Raw genomic sequence first — 20,003 nt, 5'->3', positions numbered from 1 at the left:
CCGCCCCGATAAGGGCGGCCTTCTTTTATGCTCGTTTATCCCATGGCCGAAAGAACAAGCCCCGCGTCTGCGGGGCCTGGCTCTCTGTCGGTGTGTGGTGCTTAGCCTATGGTCATCAGGCTGGCGTTGCCACCGGCGGCGGCGGTGTTGACCGAGAGGGCGTGCTCGATCAGCAGGCGCTCCAGCGGGATATCGGTCTCGCCACGGTGCAGGCCGTGCACACCGACGATGGCGCCAGCACGGGCGGCGGCAAGCTTGCTCACCTCGATCAGCTGATCCGAGTCACCGTGGTGCAACAGGGCATCGAAGCCGATGTCGCCGTTGGCCCAGTCCGCCACCAGCTGGATGCGGCTACGCACCTCGGCCGGCAGGCCAGATTGCAGGGTGCGGTTCTGGGCGTTGTCCTGCCACAGCACTTGCGTCCCGACCGCGAGACAGGCCGCCAGCTGGGCCAGCAGATCCGCTTTATCTTCCGCCAGACAGAGCACCCGCTCCCTGGGTAGCAGGCTGTAAGTGTTGCGCTCACCGGTGGGGCCGACCAGCACCTGGGTCAGACCGCTCTGGGCCAGCTCGCCATACTGGTCGCACAGGGCTACCAGCGCTTTCTCTTGCTTGGCTGCCCAGTTGCGCAGCGCCTGCAGGACCGGCTTGGTCGCCTCGGTGCGCTGGATTGCACCCGGCTCCTGGCGCAGATGGCTGGCCACCGCATCCTGCGGGCGGGTCGCCAGCAGGCGGTACATGTAGAGCGGACCACCGGCCTTGGGACCGGTGCCGGAGAGACCCTCGCCACCGAAGGGCTGCACCCCTACCACGGCACCCACTATGTTGCGGTTCACGTAGAGGTTGCCGACCTTGGCGGTGTTGACCACCTGGGCTATGGTCTCGTCGATCCGGGTATGCACCCCCAGGGTCAGGCCGTAGCCGCTGTCGTTGATCTGGCTGAGCAGTTCGCCGAGCTTGGCGCGCGGGTAGCGCACCAGGTGCAGCACGGGGCCGAACACCTCGCGGCCAAGTTCATCCAGGCTGTCGAGCTCGATGAGCGTCGGCAGCACGAAGGTGCCGCGGCTGTAATCGGCACCTTGCGCACGGGCAATTTGATGCACCCTGCGGCCCTTGTCGCTCATGGCCTTGATGTGTTGCTCGATGTTGGCCTTGGCCTCGGCATCGATCACCGGGCCTATGTCGGTGGAGAGGTGCTCGGGGTTGCCGACCTTGTACTCGGCCATGGCCCCCTTGAGCATGCGGATCACCCGATCCGCCACGTCTTCCTGCACGCACAGCACCCGCAGGGCGGAGCAACGCTGACCGGCGCTGTCGAACGCGGAGGAGATGACGTCCATCACCACCTGTTCGGTCAGGGCGGAGGAGTCGACGATCATGGCGTTCTGGCCACCGGTCTCGGCGATGAGGGGGATGGTGCGACCCTGGGCGTCGAGGCGACCGGCCAGGTTGCGGGAGATGATGCCCGCAACCTCGGTGGAGCCGGTGAACATGACGCCGCGCACCCGCTCGTCGGCGATAAGCGCCGCGCCCACCGTCTCACCGCGGCCCGGCAGCAGTTGCACCGCGCCCTCGGGGACCCCTGCCTCGCGCAGGATGCGCACCGCCTGGGCGGCGATGAGGGGGGTCTGCTCGGCGGGTTTCGCCAGCACCGTATTGCCGGCTGCCAGCGCGGCGCAGACCTGACCGCTGAAGATGGCCAGCGGGAAGTTCCAGGGGCTGATACAGACCACGGGGCCCAGCGGTCTGTGGCTGTCGTTGGCGAAGTGGTTGCGGGCCTGGGCGGCGTAGTAGCGCAGGAAGTCGACCGCCTCGCGCACCTCGGCGATGGCGTTGCTGAAGGTCTTGCCGGATTCGCGCACCAGCAGGCCCATCAGGGGTTGCAGCTCGGATTCCATCAGATTGGCGGCTCTGTCCAGCACGGCGGCACGCTCGGTCGGCGGGGTCGATTGCCAGATCTGGCCGCTGGCCAGGGCGCAGGCGAGTGCCTGATCGACCAGCTCCGATGTGGCTTCGCTCACCTGACCGACGATGTCACGGTGATCCGCCGGGTTGACCACAGGCTGGAACTCGGTCGATGCCGGCACCTCGGTGCCCAGCATGGGGACTGCCTGATAGCGGGTATTGGTGCTGCCGAGCAGGGCTGCGGACAGGGATCCGAGGCGATGTTCGTTCGCGAGATCCAGCCCTTCGGAGTTCGGGCGGGCCTCACCGTACAGATCACGGGGCAGGGGGATGCGCGGGTGTGGCAGGCCCAGGGTGCCTTCGCGGGCGGCCATCTGCTCGATCTGCTGCACCGGATCCTGCACCAGATCCGAGAGGGAGATGTTGTTGTCCGCGATGCGGTTGACGAAGGAGGTGTTGGCCCCGTTCTCCAGCAGGCGGCGCACTAGGTAGGCGAGCAGGGTCTCGTGGCTGCCGACCGGCGCATAGATGCGGCAGGGGCGACCGAGCTTGCCGTCGGCGACCTTGCCGACCACCTGCTCGTAGAGCGGCTCACCCATGCCGTGCAGGCACTGGAACTCGTACTGGCCCGGGTAGTAGTTCTGCCCCGCCAACTGGTAGATGGCCGACAGGGAGTGGGCGTTGTGGGTGGCAAACTGCGGGTAGATGGCTTCCGGCACCGCCAACAGCTTGCGGGCGCAGGCGAGGTAGGAGAGATCGGTATAGGGCTTGCGAGTGTAAACCGGGTAGCCTTCCAGGCCATCCTGCTGGGCGCGCTTGATCTCGCTGTCCCAGTAGGCGCCCTTCACCAGCCGGATCATCAGGCGGTGACGGCTGCGCTTGGCGAGATCGATGACGTAGTCGATCACATAGGGGCAGCGCTTCTGATAGGCCTGGATGACGAAACCGATGCCGTTCCAGTCGGCGAGGCTCGGGTCGAAGCAGAGCCTTTCCAATAGATCGAGCGAGATCTCCAAGCGGTCGGCTTCCTCGGCGTCGATGTTGATGCCGATGTCGTACTGCTTGGCGAGCTGGGTCAAGGAGAGCAGGGTGGGGTAGAGCTCCTCCATGACGCGATCATACTGGGCGCGGCTGTAGCGCGGATGCAGGGCGGAGAGCTTGATGGATATGCCCGGACCCTCGTAAATACCGCGGCCGTGGGAGGCCTTGCCGATGGCGTGGATGGCCTGCTCGTAGGAGGCCAGATAGCGCTTGGCGTCCTCCTCGGTCAGGGCCGCCTCGCCCAGCATGTCGTAGGAGTAGCGGAAGCCCTTGCTCTCGGTGCTGCCGGCGTTCGCCAGCGCCTCGGCTATGGTCTCGCCGGTGACGAACTGCTCCCCCATCAGCCGCATGGCCATGTCGACGCCCTTGCGGATCAGCGGCTCACCGCCCTTGCTGATCAAGCCCTTGAGGGAGGTATTCAGGCCCGCCTCGTTATGGGTGGCCACCAGCTTGCCGGTGATGAGCAGGCCCCAGGAGGCGGCGTTGACGAACAATGAGGTGCTGTTGCCCAGATGCTGGCTCCAGTTGCCGCCACTGATCTTGTCGCGGATGAGGGCGTCACGGGTCGCCTTGTCCGGGATGCGCAGCAGCGCCTCCGCCAGACACATCAGCGCCACCCCTTCCTGGGAGGAGAGGGAGAACTCCTGCAACAGGCCCTGCACCAGGCCCTGACGGCCGCTGGCACCCTTCTGGTTGCGCAGCTTCTCGGCAATGCTCAAGGCGAGCTTCTGGGTCGCCTCGGCCTTGTCCTTGGGCAGGCGGGCCTGCTCCAGCAGCATGGGCACGGCCTCGGTCTCGGGACGGCGATAGGCGGAGGTGATGGCGGCGCGCAGCACGGACTGCGGCAAGATGCTCTCGGCGAACTCGAGGAAGACCTGGATACCCTGCTCGGTCAGCGCCTCGACGGCTTCTTCCCCGGCGGCGGCCAGGCCGGACTGCTCGGGCGGGGTCAGGCCACGATCCAGCTGTTCCAGATAGGTGAAGATCGCCTGCTTGATCAACCAGTGGGGGGTGCGATCCAGGGTCTGCGCCGCCTGCTTGAGCCGGTCGCGGGTCGCATCATCGAGTTTAACGCCAAGAGTGGTGGTGGCCATGGGACTTCCTGTGTCGAGAAGGTAACAGTATTACCGGATGGTTAAATTTTGGCGATAATGGTGCAACCTGGTGCAACCCGCAAGTTATAAATTTTAATGCCTGCGCTACATTGCTGAATTAAGCCGTGCCATATGGGCTGGGGATAGGGCCGGACGAGGTGCCGCCACCGGTATTTTTTGCTGGGAGATGAGGGACTTGGTGGCTTGCCTCCCTTTGCCTTGGAAAAAGGTGCAACCCAGAGTGATGTGAGGTTGCTCTTTGATCGTATGACCTCCGCCATCAGGCGAGGGAGCACCCGCGGCCGATTCTTCTATGCTGATAGCTGGCCAGCGGGCCAGCCACATCAGTGACAAGGAGATCACCATGGCACGTGTCAGTACCTATCTCAATTTTCCCCGGGAGACGGAGGCGGCCTTCCTGTTCTACCGGGAGGTGTTCGGCGGCGACTTCAACGGCCCCATCCACAGATTCAAGGATTCCCCCGGCTGCCCGGGCCAGCCCGCCCTGTCCGAGGCGGACGAGGAGCTGGTGATGCATGTGGAGCTCGCCATCCTCGGCGGCCATGTGCTGATGGGAACGGATGCCCCCGCCAGCATGGGTTTCACCCTGGTGCAGGGCAACAACAGCTACCTCAACCTGGAGCCGGACAGCCGCGCCGAGACCGACAGGTTATTTGCGGCCCTGGGGGTGGGGGGCAAGGTGGAGATGGCGTTGCAGGAGATGTTCTGGGGGGACTACTTCGGATCTCTGGTCGACAAGTTTGGCACCCACTGGATGTTCAACTGCCAGAGCAAGACCTGATAGCGGGGTTATCATGAAAAAGGGCGCCATGGCGCCCTTTTTATCTATATAGCCTGCTTCTGGCCTTATTTGCTGCGCCCCACCATGTCAGCGGGCACCACCCAGGCATCGAACTGCTGCGCCGTGAGGTGGCCCGAGGCGATGGCGGCCTCCCTCAGGCTCAGCCCTTGGTGATGGGCGTGCTTGGCGATCTCGGCCGCCTTGTCGTAGCCGATGTGGGGATTGAGCGCCGTCACCAGCATCAGGGAGCTGGCCAGCAGCTCGTCGATGCGGGCCCGGTTCGGACTGATGCCGAGGGCGCAGTGCTCGTTGAAGCTCTTCATGCCGTCCGCCAGCAGCCGCACGCTCTGCAGGAAGTTGTGTGCGATCATGGGCCTGAATACATTGAGCTCGAAGTTGCCGCTGGCGCCGCCGATGTTGATGGCCACGTCGTTGCCCATCACCTGGGCGCACAGCATGGTGAGTGCCTCGCTCTGGGTCGGGTTGACCTTGCCCGGCATGATGGAGGAGCCGGGCTCGTTCTCGGGGATGATCAGCTCCCCGAGTCCGCTGCGGGGGCCGCTCGCGAGCCAGCGCACGTCGTTGGCGATCTTCATGAGGGACGCCGCCAGCGTCTTGAGGGCGCCGTGGGCATGGACCTGGGCATCGCTCGCCGCCAGCGCCTCGAACTTGTTGGGGGCGCTGACCAGTGGCAGGCCCGTCTGCTCGGCGAGGGTCTTGGCCACCGCCTCGGCGAAGCCGGGGGGGCAGTTGAGCCCTGTGCCCACCGCCGTGCCGCCGAGTGCCAGCTCATAGAGGTGGGGCAGGGCGGCGCGCAGGTGGCGCTCCCCATGTTCGAGCTGGGCGACCCAGCCGGAGATCTCCTGCCCCAGGGTGAGGGGGGTGGCATCCTGCAGGTGGGTGCGGCCAATCTTGACGATGTCGTCGAAGGCGGCGGCCTTGCTGGCGAGGGTCTCCTTGAGGGTGACCAGCGCCGGCAGCAACTGCCCCGTGATGGCGATGACGGCGGCCAGGTTCATGGCGCTCGGGAAGACGTCGTTGCTGGACTGGCTCTTGTTCACCTCATCGTTGGGGTGCACCAGCCGTGCCTCGCCCCGGGCGCCGCCGAGCAGCTCGCTGGCCCGGTTCGCCAGCACCTCGTTGAGGTTCATGTTGGTCTGGGTGCCCGAGCCGGTCTGCCACACCATCAGCGGAAACTCCTCCCCGTGCTGGCCGCACAGGATCTCGTCGGCGGCGGCCATGATGGCCTGGGCCTTGCGCGCCGGCAGCAGCCCGAGATCGTGGTTGACCCGGGCGCAGGCCGCCTTGATGCGGGCGAGGGCCAGGATGATCTCCCTGGGCTGGCGCTCCCCCGAGATGTTGAAGTGATGCAGGGAGCGCTGGGTCTGGGCGCCCCACAGTCTGTCCGCCGGGACGGCTATCTCCCCCAGGCTGTCTCTTTCCATCCTGATGTTCATCCGCGCTCTCCTGCCGATTGGGTGTTCCCTAGCATGACCATAAAGGGCGGCCGAGGCCAGTTTGCTTATTTCTGCGCCTTGCATATAATAAGTAAAGCTTATTATATAGGTTGGCTATGATGAACAAACAACCCGACTCCATCGGCTTCCTGATCGGCGACGTGCAGCGCCTGATGCGCCGTCAGTTCCAGCAGCAGCTGGAAGGCAGTTGCCTGACCCTGGCCCAGGCGCGCGCCCTGGTCCATATCGCCCGCGATGAGGGGATCCGCCAGGTGGAGTTGGCGGAGCGGCTGGATATCCAGCCCATCACCCTGGCGCGGCAGCTCGATCAGCTGGCCGAGAACGGCCTGGTGGAGCGACGCAACGATCCCAGCGATCGACGGGCCTATCAGCTCTATCTGACCGAGGCGGCGACCCCCTATCTCGCGATGATCAAGCAGGCCTCGGCGGCGGTGCATCAGCGCGCCATCGGCGAGCTGGGAGAGGAGGCGACACGCTCGCTCTGCGACTCCCTCAAGACCCTGCGCACCAATCTCTCCCACTCCTGATCCTTTCTCCTTCAAGCACCATTAGCGGAGCGTTTTTATGAATGCCACTTCTCCCTCCTCCCAGGGCCTCGTCTCACCGAGCCCCGTTGCCCCGAGCCCCGACGCCAACCGCCGCCGGACCCGCCTGCTGTTGCTGGTGGTGGTACCGGCGCTGGCCCTGCTCGGTATAGGCGCCATCTACATGCTGGGTGGCCGTTACGTCGAGACCGACAACGCCTACGTGAAGGCCGACAAGGTGCCCATCAGTACCGAGGTGCTGGGCCGGGTGGCCAAGGTCTATGTCGGCGAGAACGAGCAGGTCACATCTGGCCAGCTGATGTTCGAGCTGGATCCTGAATCCTTCCAGGTGGCGGTGACCAAGGCCGAGGCGGAGCTGGCCAAGGTGCGCACCGATCTGGTGGCGCTGCAGACCAGCTATCGCGGTCAGCAGGCGGAGATCGACGTGGCCCGCACCCGTCATGCCTATGCCCTGAAAGAGGAGCACCGTCAGGCGGATCTGGTGGCCAAGCACTTCACCTCCACCGCCAACTATGATGATGCGCGCCAGCTCACCATCCAGACCGCCCAGCAACAGGTGGCGCTGGAAGAGGGGCTCAAGCAGATAGAGGCCTCCCTGAACGGCGACGTCAACCTGCCGGTCGAGCAGCAACCCGCCTATCAGGAAGCGGCGGCCGGTCTCGCCAAGGCCAAGCTGGATCTCGCCCGCACCAAGATTTATGCCCCCGCCAACGGCATCGCCAGCCAGTTGCCCAAGCCCGGCCAATACAGCCTGGTGGGCATGACCGCCATGATGCTGGTGGAGACGGACAGCCCCTGGATAGAGGCGAACTTCACCGAGACAGAACTGACCCATGTGCAGCCAGGCCAGCAGGTGGACATCAGCGTGGATACCTATCCCGATGCCCGCTGGCACGGGGTGGTGCAGAGCCTGAGCCCGGCCACCGGCTCCGAGTTCTCGGTGATCCCGGCTCAGAACGCCACCGGCAACTGGGTCAAGATCGCCCAGCGGGTGGCGGTGCGGATCAAGCTCGATGAGGTGACGGATCAGCCCGTGTTGCGGGCGGGCCTGAGCGCCATGACCAAGATCGACACCGGCCACAAACGCAGCCTGCTGGGCTGGTCATTCTGAGGTTGATATGACAACGCAAAGCCATCAGGGGGCCGATCAAAGCTCCCAGCGTGGCTTCATCACCCTGTCGGTGATGTTGGCCACCATCATGCAGGCGCTGGACACCACCATCGCCAACGTCGCCCTGCCCCACATGCAGGGGGCCATGGGGGCCACCCAGGATCAGATCTCCTGGGTGCTGACCTCCTACATAGTGGCGGCGGCCATCTTCATGCCGCTGACCGGTTTCATCTCGGCGAGGATCGGCCGTAAAAGGCTGTTCATGTGGTCGGTGGCGGGCTTCACCGTCGCCTCCATGCTGTGTGGCGCGGCCCAGAGCCTGGATCAAATAGTGCTGTTCCGCCTGTTGCAGGGGATCTTCGGCGCCAGCCTGGTGCCCCTTTCCCAGGCGGTGCTGCTCGACACCTACCCGCCGGAGAAACACGGCTCCGCCATGGCGCTCTGGGGCATAGGTGTCATGGTGGGCCCCATCCTGGGGCCATCCCTGGGTGGCTGGCTGACCGAGTATTACAACTGGCGCTGGGTGTTCTACATCAACCTGCCGTTCGGCCTGCTGGCCTGGTTCGGCCTCGCCGCCTTCATCGAGGAGACCAGGCTCGATGCGAGCCGCCGCTTCGATCTGCTGGGTTTCGCCCTGCTCAGTCTGGGGATAGGGGCGCTGCAGATGGCGCTGGACAGAGGGGAGTCCCAGAACTGGTTCGCGAGCCCGGAGATCGTCATCGAGACCATCTTGATGGTGATGGCGTTTTACCTGTTCGTGGTGCACATCTTCACCCACAAGCACCCCTACATAGAGCCGGCCCTGTTCAAGGATCGCAACTTCAGCGTCGGGCTGGTGTTCATCTTCATCATCGGCATCATCCTGCTGGCGACCATGACCCTGCTGCCCCCCTTCATGCAGGGGTTGATGGGCTATCCGGTCATCGACGTCGGTTATCTGCTCGCCCCGCGCGGGGTCGGCACCATGTTCGCCATGATGCTGGTGGGCAGGCTGTCGGGCCGGGTGGATGTGCGTTACCTGATCCTGACCGGGTTGCTGCTCACCAGCTTCTCCATGTGGGAGATGACCCTGTTCAACACCGATATCAGCAGCTGGGACATAGTGCGCACCGGCATAGTGCAGGGGCTGGGGCTCGGCTTCATCTTCGTGCCGCTCTCCACCATCACCTTCGCGACTCTGGCGCCGCGCTATCGCAACGAGGGGACGGCGCTGTTCAGCCTGGTGCGCAACATCGGCAGCAGCATCGGCATCTCAGTGGTGATCACCTATCTGGCCCAGCGCACCCAGATGAACCACGAGGTGTTCGCCTCCTACATCACCCCCTTCAACACAGGATTGCAGCAGGGAATGGGGGCGGCGGCGCTGATGACCCCCAAGGGGCTCGCCATGCTCAACGGTGAGGTGACTCGTCAGGCCAGCCTGCTCGCCTATCTGCAGGACTTCCGCTTGATGATGTGGGTGACCCTGTGCGCCATCCCGTTGGTGGTGCTGCTCAAGACCCCCAAGGGGGGTACCGGCAAGCGCGACGAGATGGCGATCCTGGAATAGGGGGTTGCCCTGGCGTCTCGCGGTTAAACGCGGATAAAAAAGAGGGATGGCTCAGGCCATCCCTCTTTTCATCATGTGCGTGTCACGCCTACGTCGTCACACCTTGGGGGCGAAGGGGGTTAGCCTGGCCAGCGGAGTGGCGTCCATAAACTCCTGAGGCGTCTCGCCGTGCTTGAAGATCTTGAAGCCCTCGCCGCGGGCGCTCCAGTATTCGATGGTCTCGCCACTTATTTGGAGCAGGCTGGCCTCGCGCAGGGCCACCACGTGCTCGCTCGGGTTGATGGCACAGAACTCGGCGAGGCGCTCGTCCCGAGTTTCCCCCATGTGACCGCTGATGCTGGCATCCAGATAGTGGGGATTGATCTGCTGGGGGAAGAGGCCGAGGGCCGGCAGCACGGCGGCGTTGCACACCGGCATGTCGTTGGTGGTGCGAATGCTCGGGGTTGCCACGTTGCAACCGGCGCTCCAGCCCACATAGGGCACGCCGCGCTCGCGCACCGCGCGTTGGATCGGCACCACCAGGCCATATTCGTGCAGCAGCTGGTTCAGGCGCCAGGTGTTGCCCCCGCTGATGAAGATGGCATCGGCCTGATTGATAGCCTCCACCGGATCGTCGAACTGGTGGATGCTGATGGCCTCCACTCCCAGGCTCTCGCCGAGCTCATTGGCGCGGGCGTCCCAGTCACTGCGGATCACCGCGTAGGGGATGAGCAGGATGCGCTTGACCTGTTTGCGGGCGAGCAGGCTCTGCACCCGCTCACGGGCCCAGCCCAGCAGGCCAGGGTATTCGGTGGCTTTACCGTTGCTCAGAAGAAGCAGTTCCATAGTGACTCCTAGATATCGAAAGGCGCAGGGTCAACTGACCCTGATAACCTATTCACGATCTTACTGTGAGGCCGTGATCAAGGCTCATGTGCTGCTCGGCATCCTCACGTATATCTATACGCTCCGGTTCCTGCGCTGCGCTTTACCTTGCTGACGACCTCTCGTCACAGCTCGTGAACAGGTTCTGAAAAAGAGAGGGGGCACCATACCCCCATAGCGCCGCCAAGTGTGTGATCTCACCGCGTTTTGTGTCCGGCGGCCGACGGAGTGCGTGTTTTTTGGCCGGATGGCCCCCTGCCATCAGGGCGCCGAATGGACGTCTGCATAGAGCAGCATCAGCTCGGCCAGGGAGTCGACCTCGAGCCGCCGCATCAGGCTGGCGCGGCACACCTCGACGGTGCGCACCGAGATGCAGAGCCTGCTCGCGATTTGCTGGTTCTTGTGGCCCAGGGCGATGAGCTGCAACAGCTGGTGTTCGCGAGGGGTGAGGCGACGGTAGGCACGCTGGTGTTCAAGGTGGGTTGCCGCCGCTTGCGTGGCTTGCCAGGCCCGCTCGATGGCACTTAGCAGGGGGGCGAGCTGCACCGGTTTTTGCAGGAAGTCGACCGCCCCCTGTTTCAAGGATTCCACCGCCAGGGGCACGTCCCCGTGGCCGGTGAGAAAGAGGATGGCGATGGGGCTCTGGGCCTCCTTCAGCCGCTGCTGCAACTCGGGGCCCGACAGCCCCGGCATGCGGCAATCCAGGATCAGGCAGGCGGGCTGGTGGAGCGCCACCTCGGCGAGGAAGCGCTCCCCATCGTCAAAGCAGCTGAGCGCCAGATCGCAGCTCTCCAGCATGAAGCAAAGGGAGTCGAGCACGGCCCTATCGTCATCGACCAGATAGAGCGGGAGTTGGTCTGTGGTCGACATGTCAGTTCCTCGGGGGTTGGGAGGCATCGGCCTCCGGTGGCGGGACGGGGAGCTCGACCCGGGCGAGGCAGCCCCGGGGTTGGGCGTCCCTCAGGCTGAAGTGGCCGCGGTGAAACTCCACCACGTCCCGGCAGATGGCGAGGCCGAGCCCCATGCCATCGGCCTTGCTGCTGTAAAACGCCTGCCGCAGCTGGGCCTGGGAGGCCGTGAGGCCGGGGCCGTTGTCCTGCACCTCCAGCCGCAGCCGATCCGGCTCGAAGGCGATTCGCAGCTCAACCCTGGGTTCTGTCTCTTCCGTTTGCGCCGCGCTCTCGGCGCCATTCTTGACGAGGTTCACCAGCAGTTGCTCCACCCCGGTGCCATCCAGCAGGATCCGGCGTGGCTGGCCCTGCCAACGGAGGATCAGCTCGACGCCGAGCGGCGCCAGCATCTGCTCCAGCAGCGGCGTCAGCCGGGCCATCAGCGCCACCAGATCCGTGGGCTCAGGGCTGCGGGGCCGCTTCTGCCAGCGGGATCGCAGCCGCCCTATGGTCTGGCTGATGCGCTCTACCTGCTGGCCTATCTGCTCCAGGGCCAGGGTCAGGGCGGGATCCTGCGGGGCTTGTGTTTGTTTCGCGATACGCCGCAGGGCGCCCTGGCTGTAGCCGGCGATGGCTGTCAGGGGCTGGTTGATCTCGTGGGCCATGTTGGCGCCGAGCTCGCCGAGCTCCGCGAGGCGCCTGGCCTGCTCGAGCTGGCGCGCCTGCTCATCGAGCCGGTGGCGGGCTCTGAGCAGCCGCCGCTGGCTGCGGTTGAACAGATGTTGCAGCAGCAGGTGGTGGCCGCCGAGCAGTGCCAGCAGCAGCAGGGCGCCCCAGCCCCACTCTTGATGCTGACGTAGCCAGTGCCAGGCCTCCTGCCACCAGGGGCTCTGCAGGGGGTGGCGATCCAGCTCCTTGAGCAGGCGGTCGATGGCGAGGGAGCTGGTGGGCACAGTCCAGCCCGCCGAGTCGGCGGCACGGGCGGCTTCGCTGTCCGGGGGCAGGGCGAACAGGGCGCGGGTGACCGCCAACGCCAGTGTGGGGGAGACCCGCTCCGTGCTCGCGATGGACCAGTTGGGGTAGAGCCGGGTCGAGCTCTGGCAACCGAGGCTGGTGGCGGCCTGCTGGTCGAGCACCCGAAAATCCGCATAGGAAATCTTGCCCTCTTGGGCCATGCGTTCGAGCTGGCAGACCGGCACTATGGCGGCGGCCACCGCCTTGCGCTGCAGCTGGGAGATCAGTCTATCCAGCGGGAATCCGGTGAAGTTTATCGCTGAAAAGAAGTCATCTATCCGTACACCTTGCTGGTATGCCTCGAAACGGTAGGCGAGATAACCACCGAAGGCCTCCTGGGACACGGCGGCGACCGCCTCTCCCTTGAGATCCTGCCAGCCCTGGAAGGGGGCGTCGGCGCGCACCACCAGGGCGGCGCCGATGGCGAGGTTGTCACCGCCGTCCGGGCTCCTCAGGGTCGCGAGCCAGGCGAGGGGATACTGGCGTGACAGGCTGACCAGCTGGCCCGGGTTGGTGATGACAAAGTCCAGCCGCTCCCCGGCGACGGCCTCGGCCAGCCCGTCGAGCTCCAGCGGCACCAGCGTGAAGTGCTGGCTCGGTACCCTCTGCTCCAGCCAGTCCATCAGCGGTTGCCACTGCTGTCGGGCGAGGGGGAGGCCGCGAGTCGCCAGCACGCCGACTCGCACCGGCTCTGCTTGGACTGATACGGACACAGGGTGGCTCGGCTCGGGTGCGGCCAAAGCGGGCAGGGCCATCAGCCAGAGCAGCAGGCAGGACAGCAGCCAGCTCAGCCGCTGGCACCGGAACGATGGCGAGGGTTGGAGGAACAGGGGCGCGAACATAGGCGGCCAGTCTATCACCGGGAGGGGCATCAGGGGCCGGCTTGACCCCCTGTCGGGCGTGCAATGGGGGGCCCGTCACAGTTCGGCCAGAGGCCCGCCGCTTTTCTTGCGCTGGATCAAGGGGGCCCCCGCTATGTGGAAAACCACAATAGAGACGGATTTTTGTGGCGGGGACAATGGCCTCATCCCCACGCTTGCCCCCTAGGCAAGCCAGCAGAAGGAATAGTCCATGGAGCCCAGCAAGCGCCGATTGTTATCCGGCATTGCCGCCATCACCGCCGGGGCGGCCCTGATCCCCGTCGCTCAAGCCAGGAGCCCGCGCCATGCCGCCCCGGGTGCCCGCCCAGCCATAGGCCGGGGCGATCCCGGCAAGCGTTACGGCATGCTGATTGACTTGCGCCGCTGCGTCGGCTGTCAGGCTTGCACCGTCGCCTGCACCATCGAGAATCAGCCCCCCCTCGGCCAGTTCCGCACTACTGTCAGCCAGTACGAGGTGAGCGAGGTGGCGGCCCTCGAGGCCCCTGCCTCCCTCTTCATGCTGCCCAGGCTCTGCAACCACTGCGCCGAGCCCGCCTGTCTCGATGTCTGCCCCACCGGCGCCACCTTCCAGCGGGACGACGGCATCGTCGTGGTCAACAACGACTGGTGTGTCGCCTGCGGCTACTGCGTGCAGGCCTGCCCCTATGACGCCCGCTTCATCAACCATGAGACCAACACCGCCGACAAGTGCACCTTCTGCGCCCACCGGCTGGAGGCGGGGCTGTTGCCCGCCTGCGTGGAGAGCTGCGTCGGCGAAGCGCGCATCATAGGGGATCTCAACGATCCCAAGAGCCAGATCAGCCGGCTGCTGCGCGAGCACGAATCCGCCCTCAAGGTGCTCAAGCCCGAGGCCCATACCCAGCCGCGGGTCTTCTATCTGGGCATGGATGAGGCCTTTGTCAGCAAGATCGACGGCCATCCGGCGCAGCGCACCCTGCTTGGCGACGACGGCAAGGAGATAGCCCATGACCATTAACGAACTGCTGGCCCCGGATCAACCCATCACCTGGCTGCCCTGGGCGGTGCAATATTTCTTCCTCATAGGTCTCGCCTATGGGGCCCTCTGGCTCGGCGCCGCGAGCCTGTGGCGCAAGGCGCCGGATCGGCGGCTGCAGACCCTGGCCGCCGTGCTGATGATGGGGGCCGGCCTGGTGGCGCCCATAGCCCTGACCGCGGATCTGCACCAACCGGCCCGGGCCTGGCACTTCTACGTCCAGACCCGCTTCGGCTCCATCATGTGGTATGGCGCCTACCTGCTGCCGCTGTTCAGCCTGCTCAGCATGGGGCTGGGCTGGCTGCTGATAAGGCCGAACCTGGCCAGGCGTGGGGAGGAGCATGACAGGGTCGCCGCCCTGGCCCGGCTGCTCTGCCTGGGGAACTGGTCCGGCGAGCGCTGGCGCAAGCCGCTTGCCCTGATGGCGGCCTTGAGCGGGCTCAGCATAGCGCTCTACACCGGGCTCGAGACCATGGCGGTGCAGGCGCGCCCGCTCTGGCATACCCCCTGGTTGCCCTGGCTGCTGGCGCTGAGCGCCGTGCTGGCGGCCCAGAGCGCCCTGCTGCTGCTCAACCGGCTGCTGGCGGGCTGGCAGGGGCACACCGAGGCGGGGCTGCTGCGCCAGATCCGCCCGACCCTGGCCCTGCTCGCGCTCTCCCTGCTGGGCTGGGCCCTGCTCGGCGGCGCCTCGGCGGCGGAGGCGAGTGCCCTCTATCGGCTCGATCCGAGTTGGCGGCTGGCGGCCCACTGGCTGCTGCTGACCCTGGGCCTGCTCGGCCTGTTGCTGCTGGCGGGGCACAGACTCTCCCCCCGTCTGCAATCCTGGGGCGTGGCGCTGCTGGCGCTGCACCTGGTGTGGGGCCTGCGCTGGCTGGTGCTCATTCAGGGGCAGTTGGCACCGAAATATGGCGCCGGCGTCTATGTCTACCAGATCGCCTGGGGGCCGGCCGGGGTGCTCGGCATCCTCGGCACCTTCGGCCTGCTGCTGGCCCTGCTGGTGGCGCTCTCCGAACTGGTGCGCGCCCCGGCTCTGCCATCCGTCACCCAAGCATCCGCCACCCAGGCATCCACCACTCATTCCGCTCGCGAGGCAATCTGATGGATCACAGCAAACGCAAGTTTCTCAAGGGAGCCGCCATCGCCGGGGGCACGGGGCTGTTCGTGGCCGGTTACAGCGATACCCTCAAACAGGTGGTGAGCGGGGTGGCCACCGGCAGCTCGGGCAAGCCGACCCGGGATCCCATCCACGGCAACTCCCTGGCGGTGGAGTACAGGGTCGATGAGCGGGGGGAGATCCACCCCAACCCGGCCCAGCGGCTGGCCAACACCATGTGCCTCGGCTGCTGGACCCTGTGCGGGGTGCGGGCCCGCATCGACAACGAGAGCGACAAGATAGTGCGGATCCTCGGCAACCCTTATCACCCGCTCTCCGCCCTGCATCACATCGACTTCAAGACGCCGGTCAAGCAGGCGCTGATCGCTACCAGCGGCTATCAGGAAGGGGGCCTGGATGGCCGCTCCACCGCCTGCGCCCGGGGCAACGCCATGCTGGAGCAGCTCGACAGCCCGCACAGGGTCACCCGCTGCCTCAAGCGGGTCGGCCCCCGTGGCAGCGGCCGCTGGCAGAGCATTCCGTTTGAGCAGTTGGTGCAAGAGGTGGTGGAGGGGGGCGATCTGTTCGGGGAGGGCAGCGTCGAGGGGCTCAGGGCCATCCGCAACCTCGCCGAGCCGCTCGATCCCGCCAACCCGGAATATGGCCCCAGGGCCAACCAGCTGCTGGTGAGCAACGCCTCGGACGAGGGGCGAGATGCCTTCATCAAGCGCTTCACCTTCAACGGCTTCGGCACCCGCAACTTCGCGAACCACGGCGCCTACTGCGGCCTGTCGTTCCGGGTCGGGGCCGGCGCCCTGCTGGACGATCTGGAGAAGAACGCCCACCTCAAGCCCGACTGGGACGAGAGCGATTTCCTGCTGTTCATGGGCACCTCACCCCAGCAGTCCGGCAACCCCTTCAAACGCCAGTCCCGCCAGCTGGCGGCGAACCGGGCGCGGGAGGGCAAGCCGTTCTCCTACGTTGTGGTGGCGCCCAGCCTGCCCAACACGGTGAACATGCCGTCTGCCCCCGCCAACCGCTGGCTGCCCATCAGGCCCGCCACCGACTCGGCCCTGGCCCTGGCCATGCTGCGCTGGATCATCGACAACGACCGCTACGCCGAGCCCTTCCTGGCGGCACCCAACGCAGAAGCGGCCGAGCGAGCCGGCTATCGCGGTTTCAGCAACGCCAGCCATCTGGTGATAAGTGACGAGTCGCACCCCCGCTTCGGCCAGATGCTGCACGCCAGCGATCTGGGGCTGCCCCACAGCGGTGAAGCCTATGGCGAGGGGGATGCCGTGCTGGTGGTCGAAGAGGGGAGCGACGCGCTGACACCCGCAAGCCAGTGTGAGCGGGCCCGGCTCTGGGTGGCGCGCAGCATCCCGACCCCGGGCGGGGAGTTGGCGGTCAAGAGCAGCTTCCAGCTGCTGGCCGAGGCGAGCCGGGAGCACAGCCTCGAGCAATACAGCGCCGAGTGCGCCGTGCCGGTGGCCGACATCAAGGAGCTGGCGCGGGAGTTCACCAGCCACGGCACCCGGGCGGCGGTGATCACCCACGGCGGCACCATGAGTGCCAACGGCTTCTACACGGCCTGGGCCATCATGATGCTCAACGCCATGATAGGAAACCTCAACGCCAAGGGCGGCGCGGTGGCGAGCGGCGGCAAGTTCGATCCCTTCGGGAGCGGGCCGCGCTACGATCTGGAAAGCTTCCCCGGCATGGTGAAACCCGCCGGCGTCTTCCTCTCCCGCTCCAAGTTCCCCTACGAGAAGACCTCCGAATATCGTCGCAAGAAAGAGGCGGGGCAGAACCCCTATCCGGCCCACGAGCCCTGGTTCCCCATCTCGGGCCCGCTGCTCGGCGAGCACCTGACCGCGGCGGTGAGCGGTTACCCCTACCGCGCCAAGGCCTGGATCAACCACATGGGCAACCCGCTCTACGGTCAGGCGGGGTTGCACCAGGCCATAGGTGAACAGCTCAAAGACCCGAGCGTGTTGCCGCTGTTCATCAGCATCGACAGCTTCATCAACGAATCCTCGGCGCTGTCTGACTACATAGTGCCTGACACCCTGACCTACGAGTCCTGGGGCTGGGCTACCGCCTGGCACGGGGTCATGACCAAGGTCTCCACCGGCCGCTGGCCTGTGATCGAGCCTCGCGTCGTCAAGACAGCCTCGGGGGATCCGGTCTGCATGGAGTCTTTCCTCATCGCCGTGGCGAAACGCCTCGGCCTGCCGGGCTTTGGTGAGGGGGCCCTGAAAGGGGCGGATGGCAAGCTGCATGGGCTCAACAAGGCGGCGGACTTCTCCCTCTACGGGGCGGCCAACGTCGCCTACCTCGGCCAGCCGGTGCCTCCCATCGGCGCTGAAGACCTCGCTTGGTCCGGGGTGGAGCGGATCCTGCCCACCCTCAACGCCACCCTGAGCGCGGAGGAGGCGAGCCGCGCCGCCTATCTCTACGCCAGGGGCGGGCGCTTCGAGCCGGTCGCCAAGGGGCGCGACGAGGCGGGTCAGCCGAGCAAGCGCTGGCCCAAGCCCCTGATGCTGTGGAACCCGGCGGTGGGCAGCCGCCGTCACAGCCAGAGCGGCCAGTTCCTGAGCGGCACCCCGCGCTTCTTCCTGGCCCAGCTCGCCGATGGCACGCCGCTGAGCGAGGCGTTCAAGCCGGCCCAGTGGCCCCTGCTGCTCACCAGCTACAAGTCCCACACCATGAGCTCCATGAGCATAGGTTCGGATCGCCTGCGCCAGGTGAACCCCAGCAACCGGGTGCGGCTCAACTCAGAGACGGCGACGCGCTTAGGCATAGAAAGCGGGGACAGGGTGCGGGTCAGCACCCCCAATGGCAGCGTGATCGGGGTGGCCGAGTGCGTGGCCGGGGTGCAGAGGGACGCCATCGCCATCGAGCACGGCTTCGGTCACAAGGAGCTGGGGGCGCGGGCGCACTGGGTAGACGGCAAGGAGGTAGTCGCCAGCCCCTTGCGCGGGGCCGGGGTCAACCTCAACGATCTGGCGGTGCTGGATCCCAGCCGCCACGGCCGCTACCCCCTGGTGGACTGGGCCATCGGCTCCTCGGCGCGCCAGGGCCTGCCGGCCCGGGTCGACAAGCTGGTGTAGCGCCAGAAACAAAAAAGCGGGGCCATCATGGCCCCGCTTTTCATTGAGTGGATCCCTTGGATCACTTGTCCAGTTCGAAGTCCACCCACACAAGGCGGTGATCCGAGCTGACCCCCTTGGCGATGCCTAGCTTGGCGTCATACACCAGGTGGTAGCCGGGCTCGAAGCTGGCGGGCCAGAACACCCCCGAGGCCACCGCATTGAGGTTGGCTGAGGGGATCAGGTGATCGAGCTGCAGGCCACTGCTGCTGGTGATGCGCTCCGGGGTCGGCCTGTTGTTGTTACGCTTGCACTGATCCGGCTGGCTGGCGAGGCACTCGGGACCCCCCTGGCTCACCGGAATGAGGGCGCCGTTGGTGACCGCCTGGTTGACCAGCACATGGTTGTGCAAGTCCTGGATGGCGGTCAGATCCCCGTCGCCGAGTTGGGGATCGGCGTTGAGATCCCCGGCGATGACGAAGCGAGCGCCCTCGGCCAAGCCACCCGCCTTACCCGCGTCATCCACCATGTAGCTGGCGGCTTCCACATAGTCCTGCCAGAAGGCGACCTCGGCCCTGTTGTGCTTGACGTTGTGGCGCGCCGCGTTGCCGAAGATGGGCGGGGTCGGATGGGAGATGAGGAAGTGGATCACTTCTTCCCCCTTGGCGGTCTTGACCCGCACCGGCACGTCCGCGTGGTTCTTGGAGGAGAGCGGGAACTGGGCCCAGGCCGCGGCGTCATACCAGGGCTCGCCACACTGGCGGCCGGCCGGGATCGGCGCCTTGGGGTTGTTGCAGTCGTCGATGACGGGGTTGACTTCGCCGGGCATGTCCTTCCACTTGAAGTGCTGGAAGGTGCGGATCTGTTTGGTGTCGATGGGATATTTCGACATTACCGCGAAGGCGTACTGGCCGTGGTAGTTGCCAAAGCCCCAGGCATCGTCCGGCCCGCTGCTGACCTTGCCGTCCAGGTTGAGATCCTGGCCGCTCATCAGGCCGGTGTTGGTGGCAAAGTTCTGCATCACCGGGTAGCTGATGGCCTGCACCTCGGCGTGTTGCGGGTGGGCCAGGTAGTTGTCGTTGAACGCCTGCAGATCGGCGCTGCTCTCGCCCTTGCCGTCGTTGTCGAATTCGTTCAGCAGGAACACATCCGGGCGGGTACGCTGCACTATCTCGGCGATATTGCGGATCTGCTGCACGTCTTTGGCGCGGGTGATCTCGGTCTGGCTGAGGCTGCCGTCACCGGCTTGGTAGCGGGCGAGCAGGGCATCCTGGGCGGCGCGGTCCAGCGCCAGCTCGGCGCTCAACATGCCGGCAGCGGTGCGATCGAAGGAGAGGTTGAAAGTCGCGAAGCGAACCATGGGGATCGGGGTCTCTGAGTCATTTTGGCTGTTACAGCCTGCCAGCATTCCGAGGGAAATGGCAGCGGCGACCAGGGTTTTGTTGATGTTTTTCATTGTAATATTCCGTAGCATCAAGATGTTATGCCTCTGTAGGGTCAAGTGAGGCGCGGACATTATAGGGATCCAAGCCGGATCGTCGGCTCTGAATGAGCCAAACTGTGTGTCCATTCACAAAGTGCCATGAAAAACGCCATAAAAAGTGCCACTAAACCGGGCGGCCATAGTCGGAACCTGAGGCCACCCAGGGG

13 protein-coding genes are annotated in these 20,003 nt (G+C 65.7%); 7 read left to right on the top strand and 6 right to left on the bottom strand.

The window, feature by feature from the left end; genetic code table 11:
• Positions 1–101: 101 nt before the first annotated feature.
• Positions 102–4,040, bottom strand: a complete 3,939-nt coding sequence (gene putA / locus MM194_RS04790; RefSeq protein WP_241342856.1) for a trifunctional transcriptional regulator/proline dehydrogenase/L-glutamate gamma-semialdehyde dehydrogenase — start codon at positions 4,038–4,040, stop codon at positions 102–104.
• A gap of 364 nt (positions 4,041–4,404) precedes the next feature.
• On the opposite strand from putA, the gene MM194_RS04785 reads away from it, so the two are divergent.
• Positions 4,405–4,842 carry a VOC family protein gene (locus MM194_RS04785; protein WP_241342854.1) on the top strand — a complete coding sequence of 146 codons (438 nt, stop codon included), beginning with the start codon at positions 4,405–4,407 and terminating at the stop codon, positions 4,840–4,842.
• A 65-nt stretch (positions 4,843–4,907) separates the two neighbouring features.
• Here MM194_RS04785 and fumC read toward each other — a convergent pair whose 3' ends face one another.
• On the bottom strand, positions 4,908–6,299 hold the full coding sequence (gene fumC / locus MM194_RS04780; protein ID WP_241342853.1) for a class II fumarate hydratase: 1,392 nt from the start codon (positions 6,297–6,299) through the stop codon (positions 4,908–4,910).
• Positions 6,300–6,418: 119 nt separating this feature from the next.
• Here fumC and MM194_RS04775 point away from each other — a divergent pair, with 119 nt between their 5' ends.
• Genes MM194_RS04775 through MM194_RS04765 form a run of 3 tightly spaced genes read left to right on the top strand, consistent with a single transcriptional unit; the run spans position 6,419 to position 9,525 of the window.
• On the top strand, positions 6,419–6,847 hold the full coding sequence (locus MM194_RS04775) for a MarR family transcriptional regulator (RefSeq protein ID WP_241342851.1): 429 nt from the start codon (positions 6,419–6,421) through the stop codon (positions 6,845–6,847).
• A gap of 37 nt (positions 6,848–6,884) precedes the next feature.
• Entirely contained in the window at positions 6,885–7,976 is a 1,092-nt protein-coding gene (locus tag MM194_RS04770) for an HlyD family secretion protein (protein ID WP_241342849.1), read from the top strand.
• Positions 7,977–7,983: 7 nt separating this feature from the next.
• Positions 7,984–9,525: a DHA2 family efflux MFS transporter permease subunit gene (locus MM194_RS04765; RefSeq protein WP_241342848.1), complete on the top strand. Its 1,542-nt coding sequence runs from the start codon at positions 7,984–7,986 to the stop codon at positions 9,523–9,525.
• 96 nt (positions 9,526–9,621) lie between these two features.
• Here the strand turns inward: MM194_RS04765 and pepE are convergent, their stop codons facing one another.
• The 3 genes from pepE to MM194_RS04750 form a co-directional block, all read right to left on the bottom strand.
• Positions 9,622–10,350, bottom strand: a complete 729-nt coding sequence (gene pepE, locus MM194_RS04760; protein WP_241342846.1) for a dipeptidase PepE — start codon at positions 10,348–10,350, stop codon at positions 9,622–9,624.
• 300 nt (positions 10,351–10,650) lie between these two features.
• Positions 10,651–11,259: a response regulator gene (locus MM194_RS04755; RefSeq protein ID WP_241342845.1), complete on the bottom strand. Its 609-nt coding sequence runs from the start codon at positions 11,257–11,259 to the stop codon at positions 10,651–10,653.
• Between the two features lies 1 nt (position 11,260).
• Positions 11,261–13,135, bottom strand: coding sequence for a PhnD/SsuA/transferrin family substrate-binding protein (locus MM194_RS04750; RefSeq protein ID WP_347006494.1), 1,875 nt, complete (start codon positions 13,133–13,135; stop codon positions 11,261–11,263).
• A gap of 229 nt (positions 13,136–13,364) precedes the next feature.
• Between MM194_RS04750 and dsrO the strand changes: the two genes are divergently transcribed.
• Genes dsrO through MM194_RS04735 form a run of 3 tightly spaced genes read left to right on the top strand, consistent with a single transcriptional unit; the run spans position 13,365 to position 18,374 of the window.
• Entirely contained in the window at positions 13,365–14,150 is a 786-nt protein-coding gene (dsrO, locus tag MM194_RS04745; protein ID WP_241342844.1) for a sulfate reduction electron transfer complex DsrMKJOP subunit DsrO, read from the top strand.
• The gene (gene nrfD / locus MM194_RS04740; RefSeq protein ID WP_241342842.1) at positions 14,140–15,267 is read left to right on the top strand and encodes an NrfD/PsrC family molybdoenzyme membrane anchor subunit; all 1,128 of its coding nucleotides are present in this window, start codon (positions 14,140–14,142) and stop codon (positions 15,265–15,267) included. Before dsrO ends, nrfD begins: the two co-directional genes overlap by 11 nt.
• Positions 15,267–18,374, top strand: a complete 3,108-nt coding sequence (locus MM194_RS04735; protein ID WP_241342840.1) for a tetrathionate reductase subunit A — start codon at positions 15,267–15,269, stop codon at positions 18,372–18,374. The genes nrfD and MM194_RS04735 overlap by 1 nt, the downstream gene beginning before the upstream one ends.
• Positions 18,375–18,435: 61 nt before the next feature.
• Here the strand turns inward: MM194_RS04735 and MM194_RS04730 are convergent, their stop codons facing one another.
• Positions 18,436–19,809, bottom strand: coding sequence for an endonuclease/exonuclease/phosphatase family protein (locus MM194_RS04730; protein WP_241342836.1), 1,374 nt, complete (start codon positions 19,807–19,809; stop codon positions 18,436–18,438).
• Between the last annotated feature and the right edge of the window lie 194 nt (positions 19,810–20,003).

Origin of the sequence: Aeromonas sp. MR16, from assembly GCF_022549315.1 — a bacterium.
In the GTDB taxonomy this organism is placed as follows: domain Bacteria; phylum Pseudomonadota; class Gammaproteobacteria; order Enterobacterales; family Aeromonadaceae; genus Aeromonas; species Aeromonas aquatica.
This window is presented reverse-complemented; position numbering and strand designations above follow the sequence as displayed.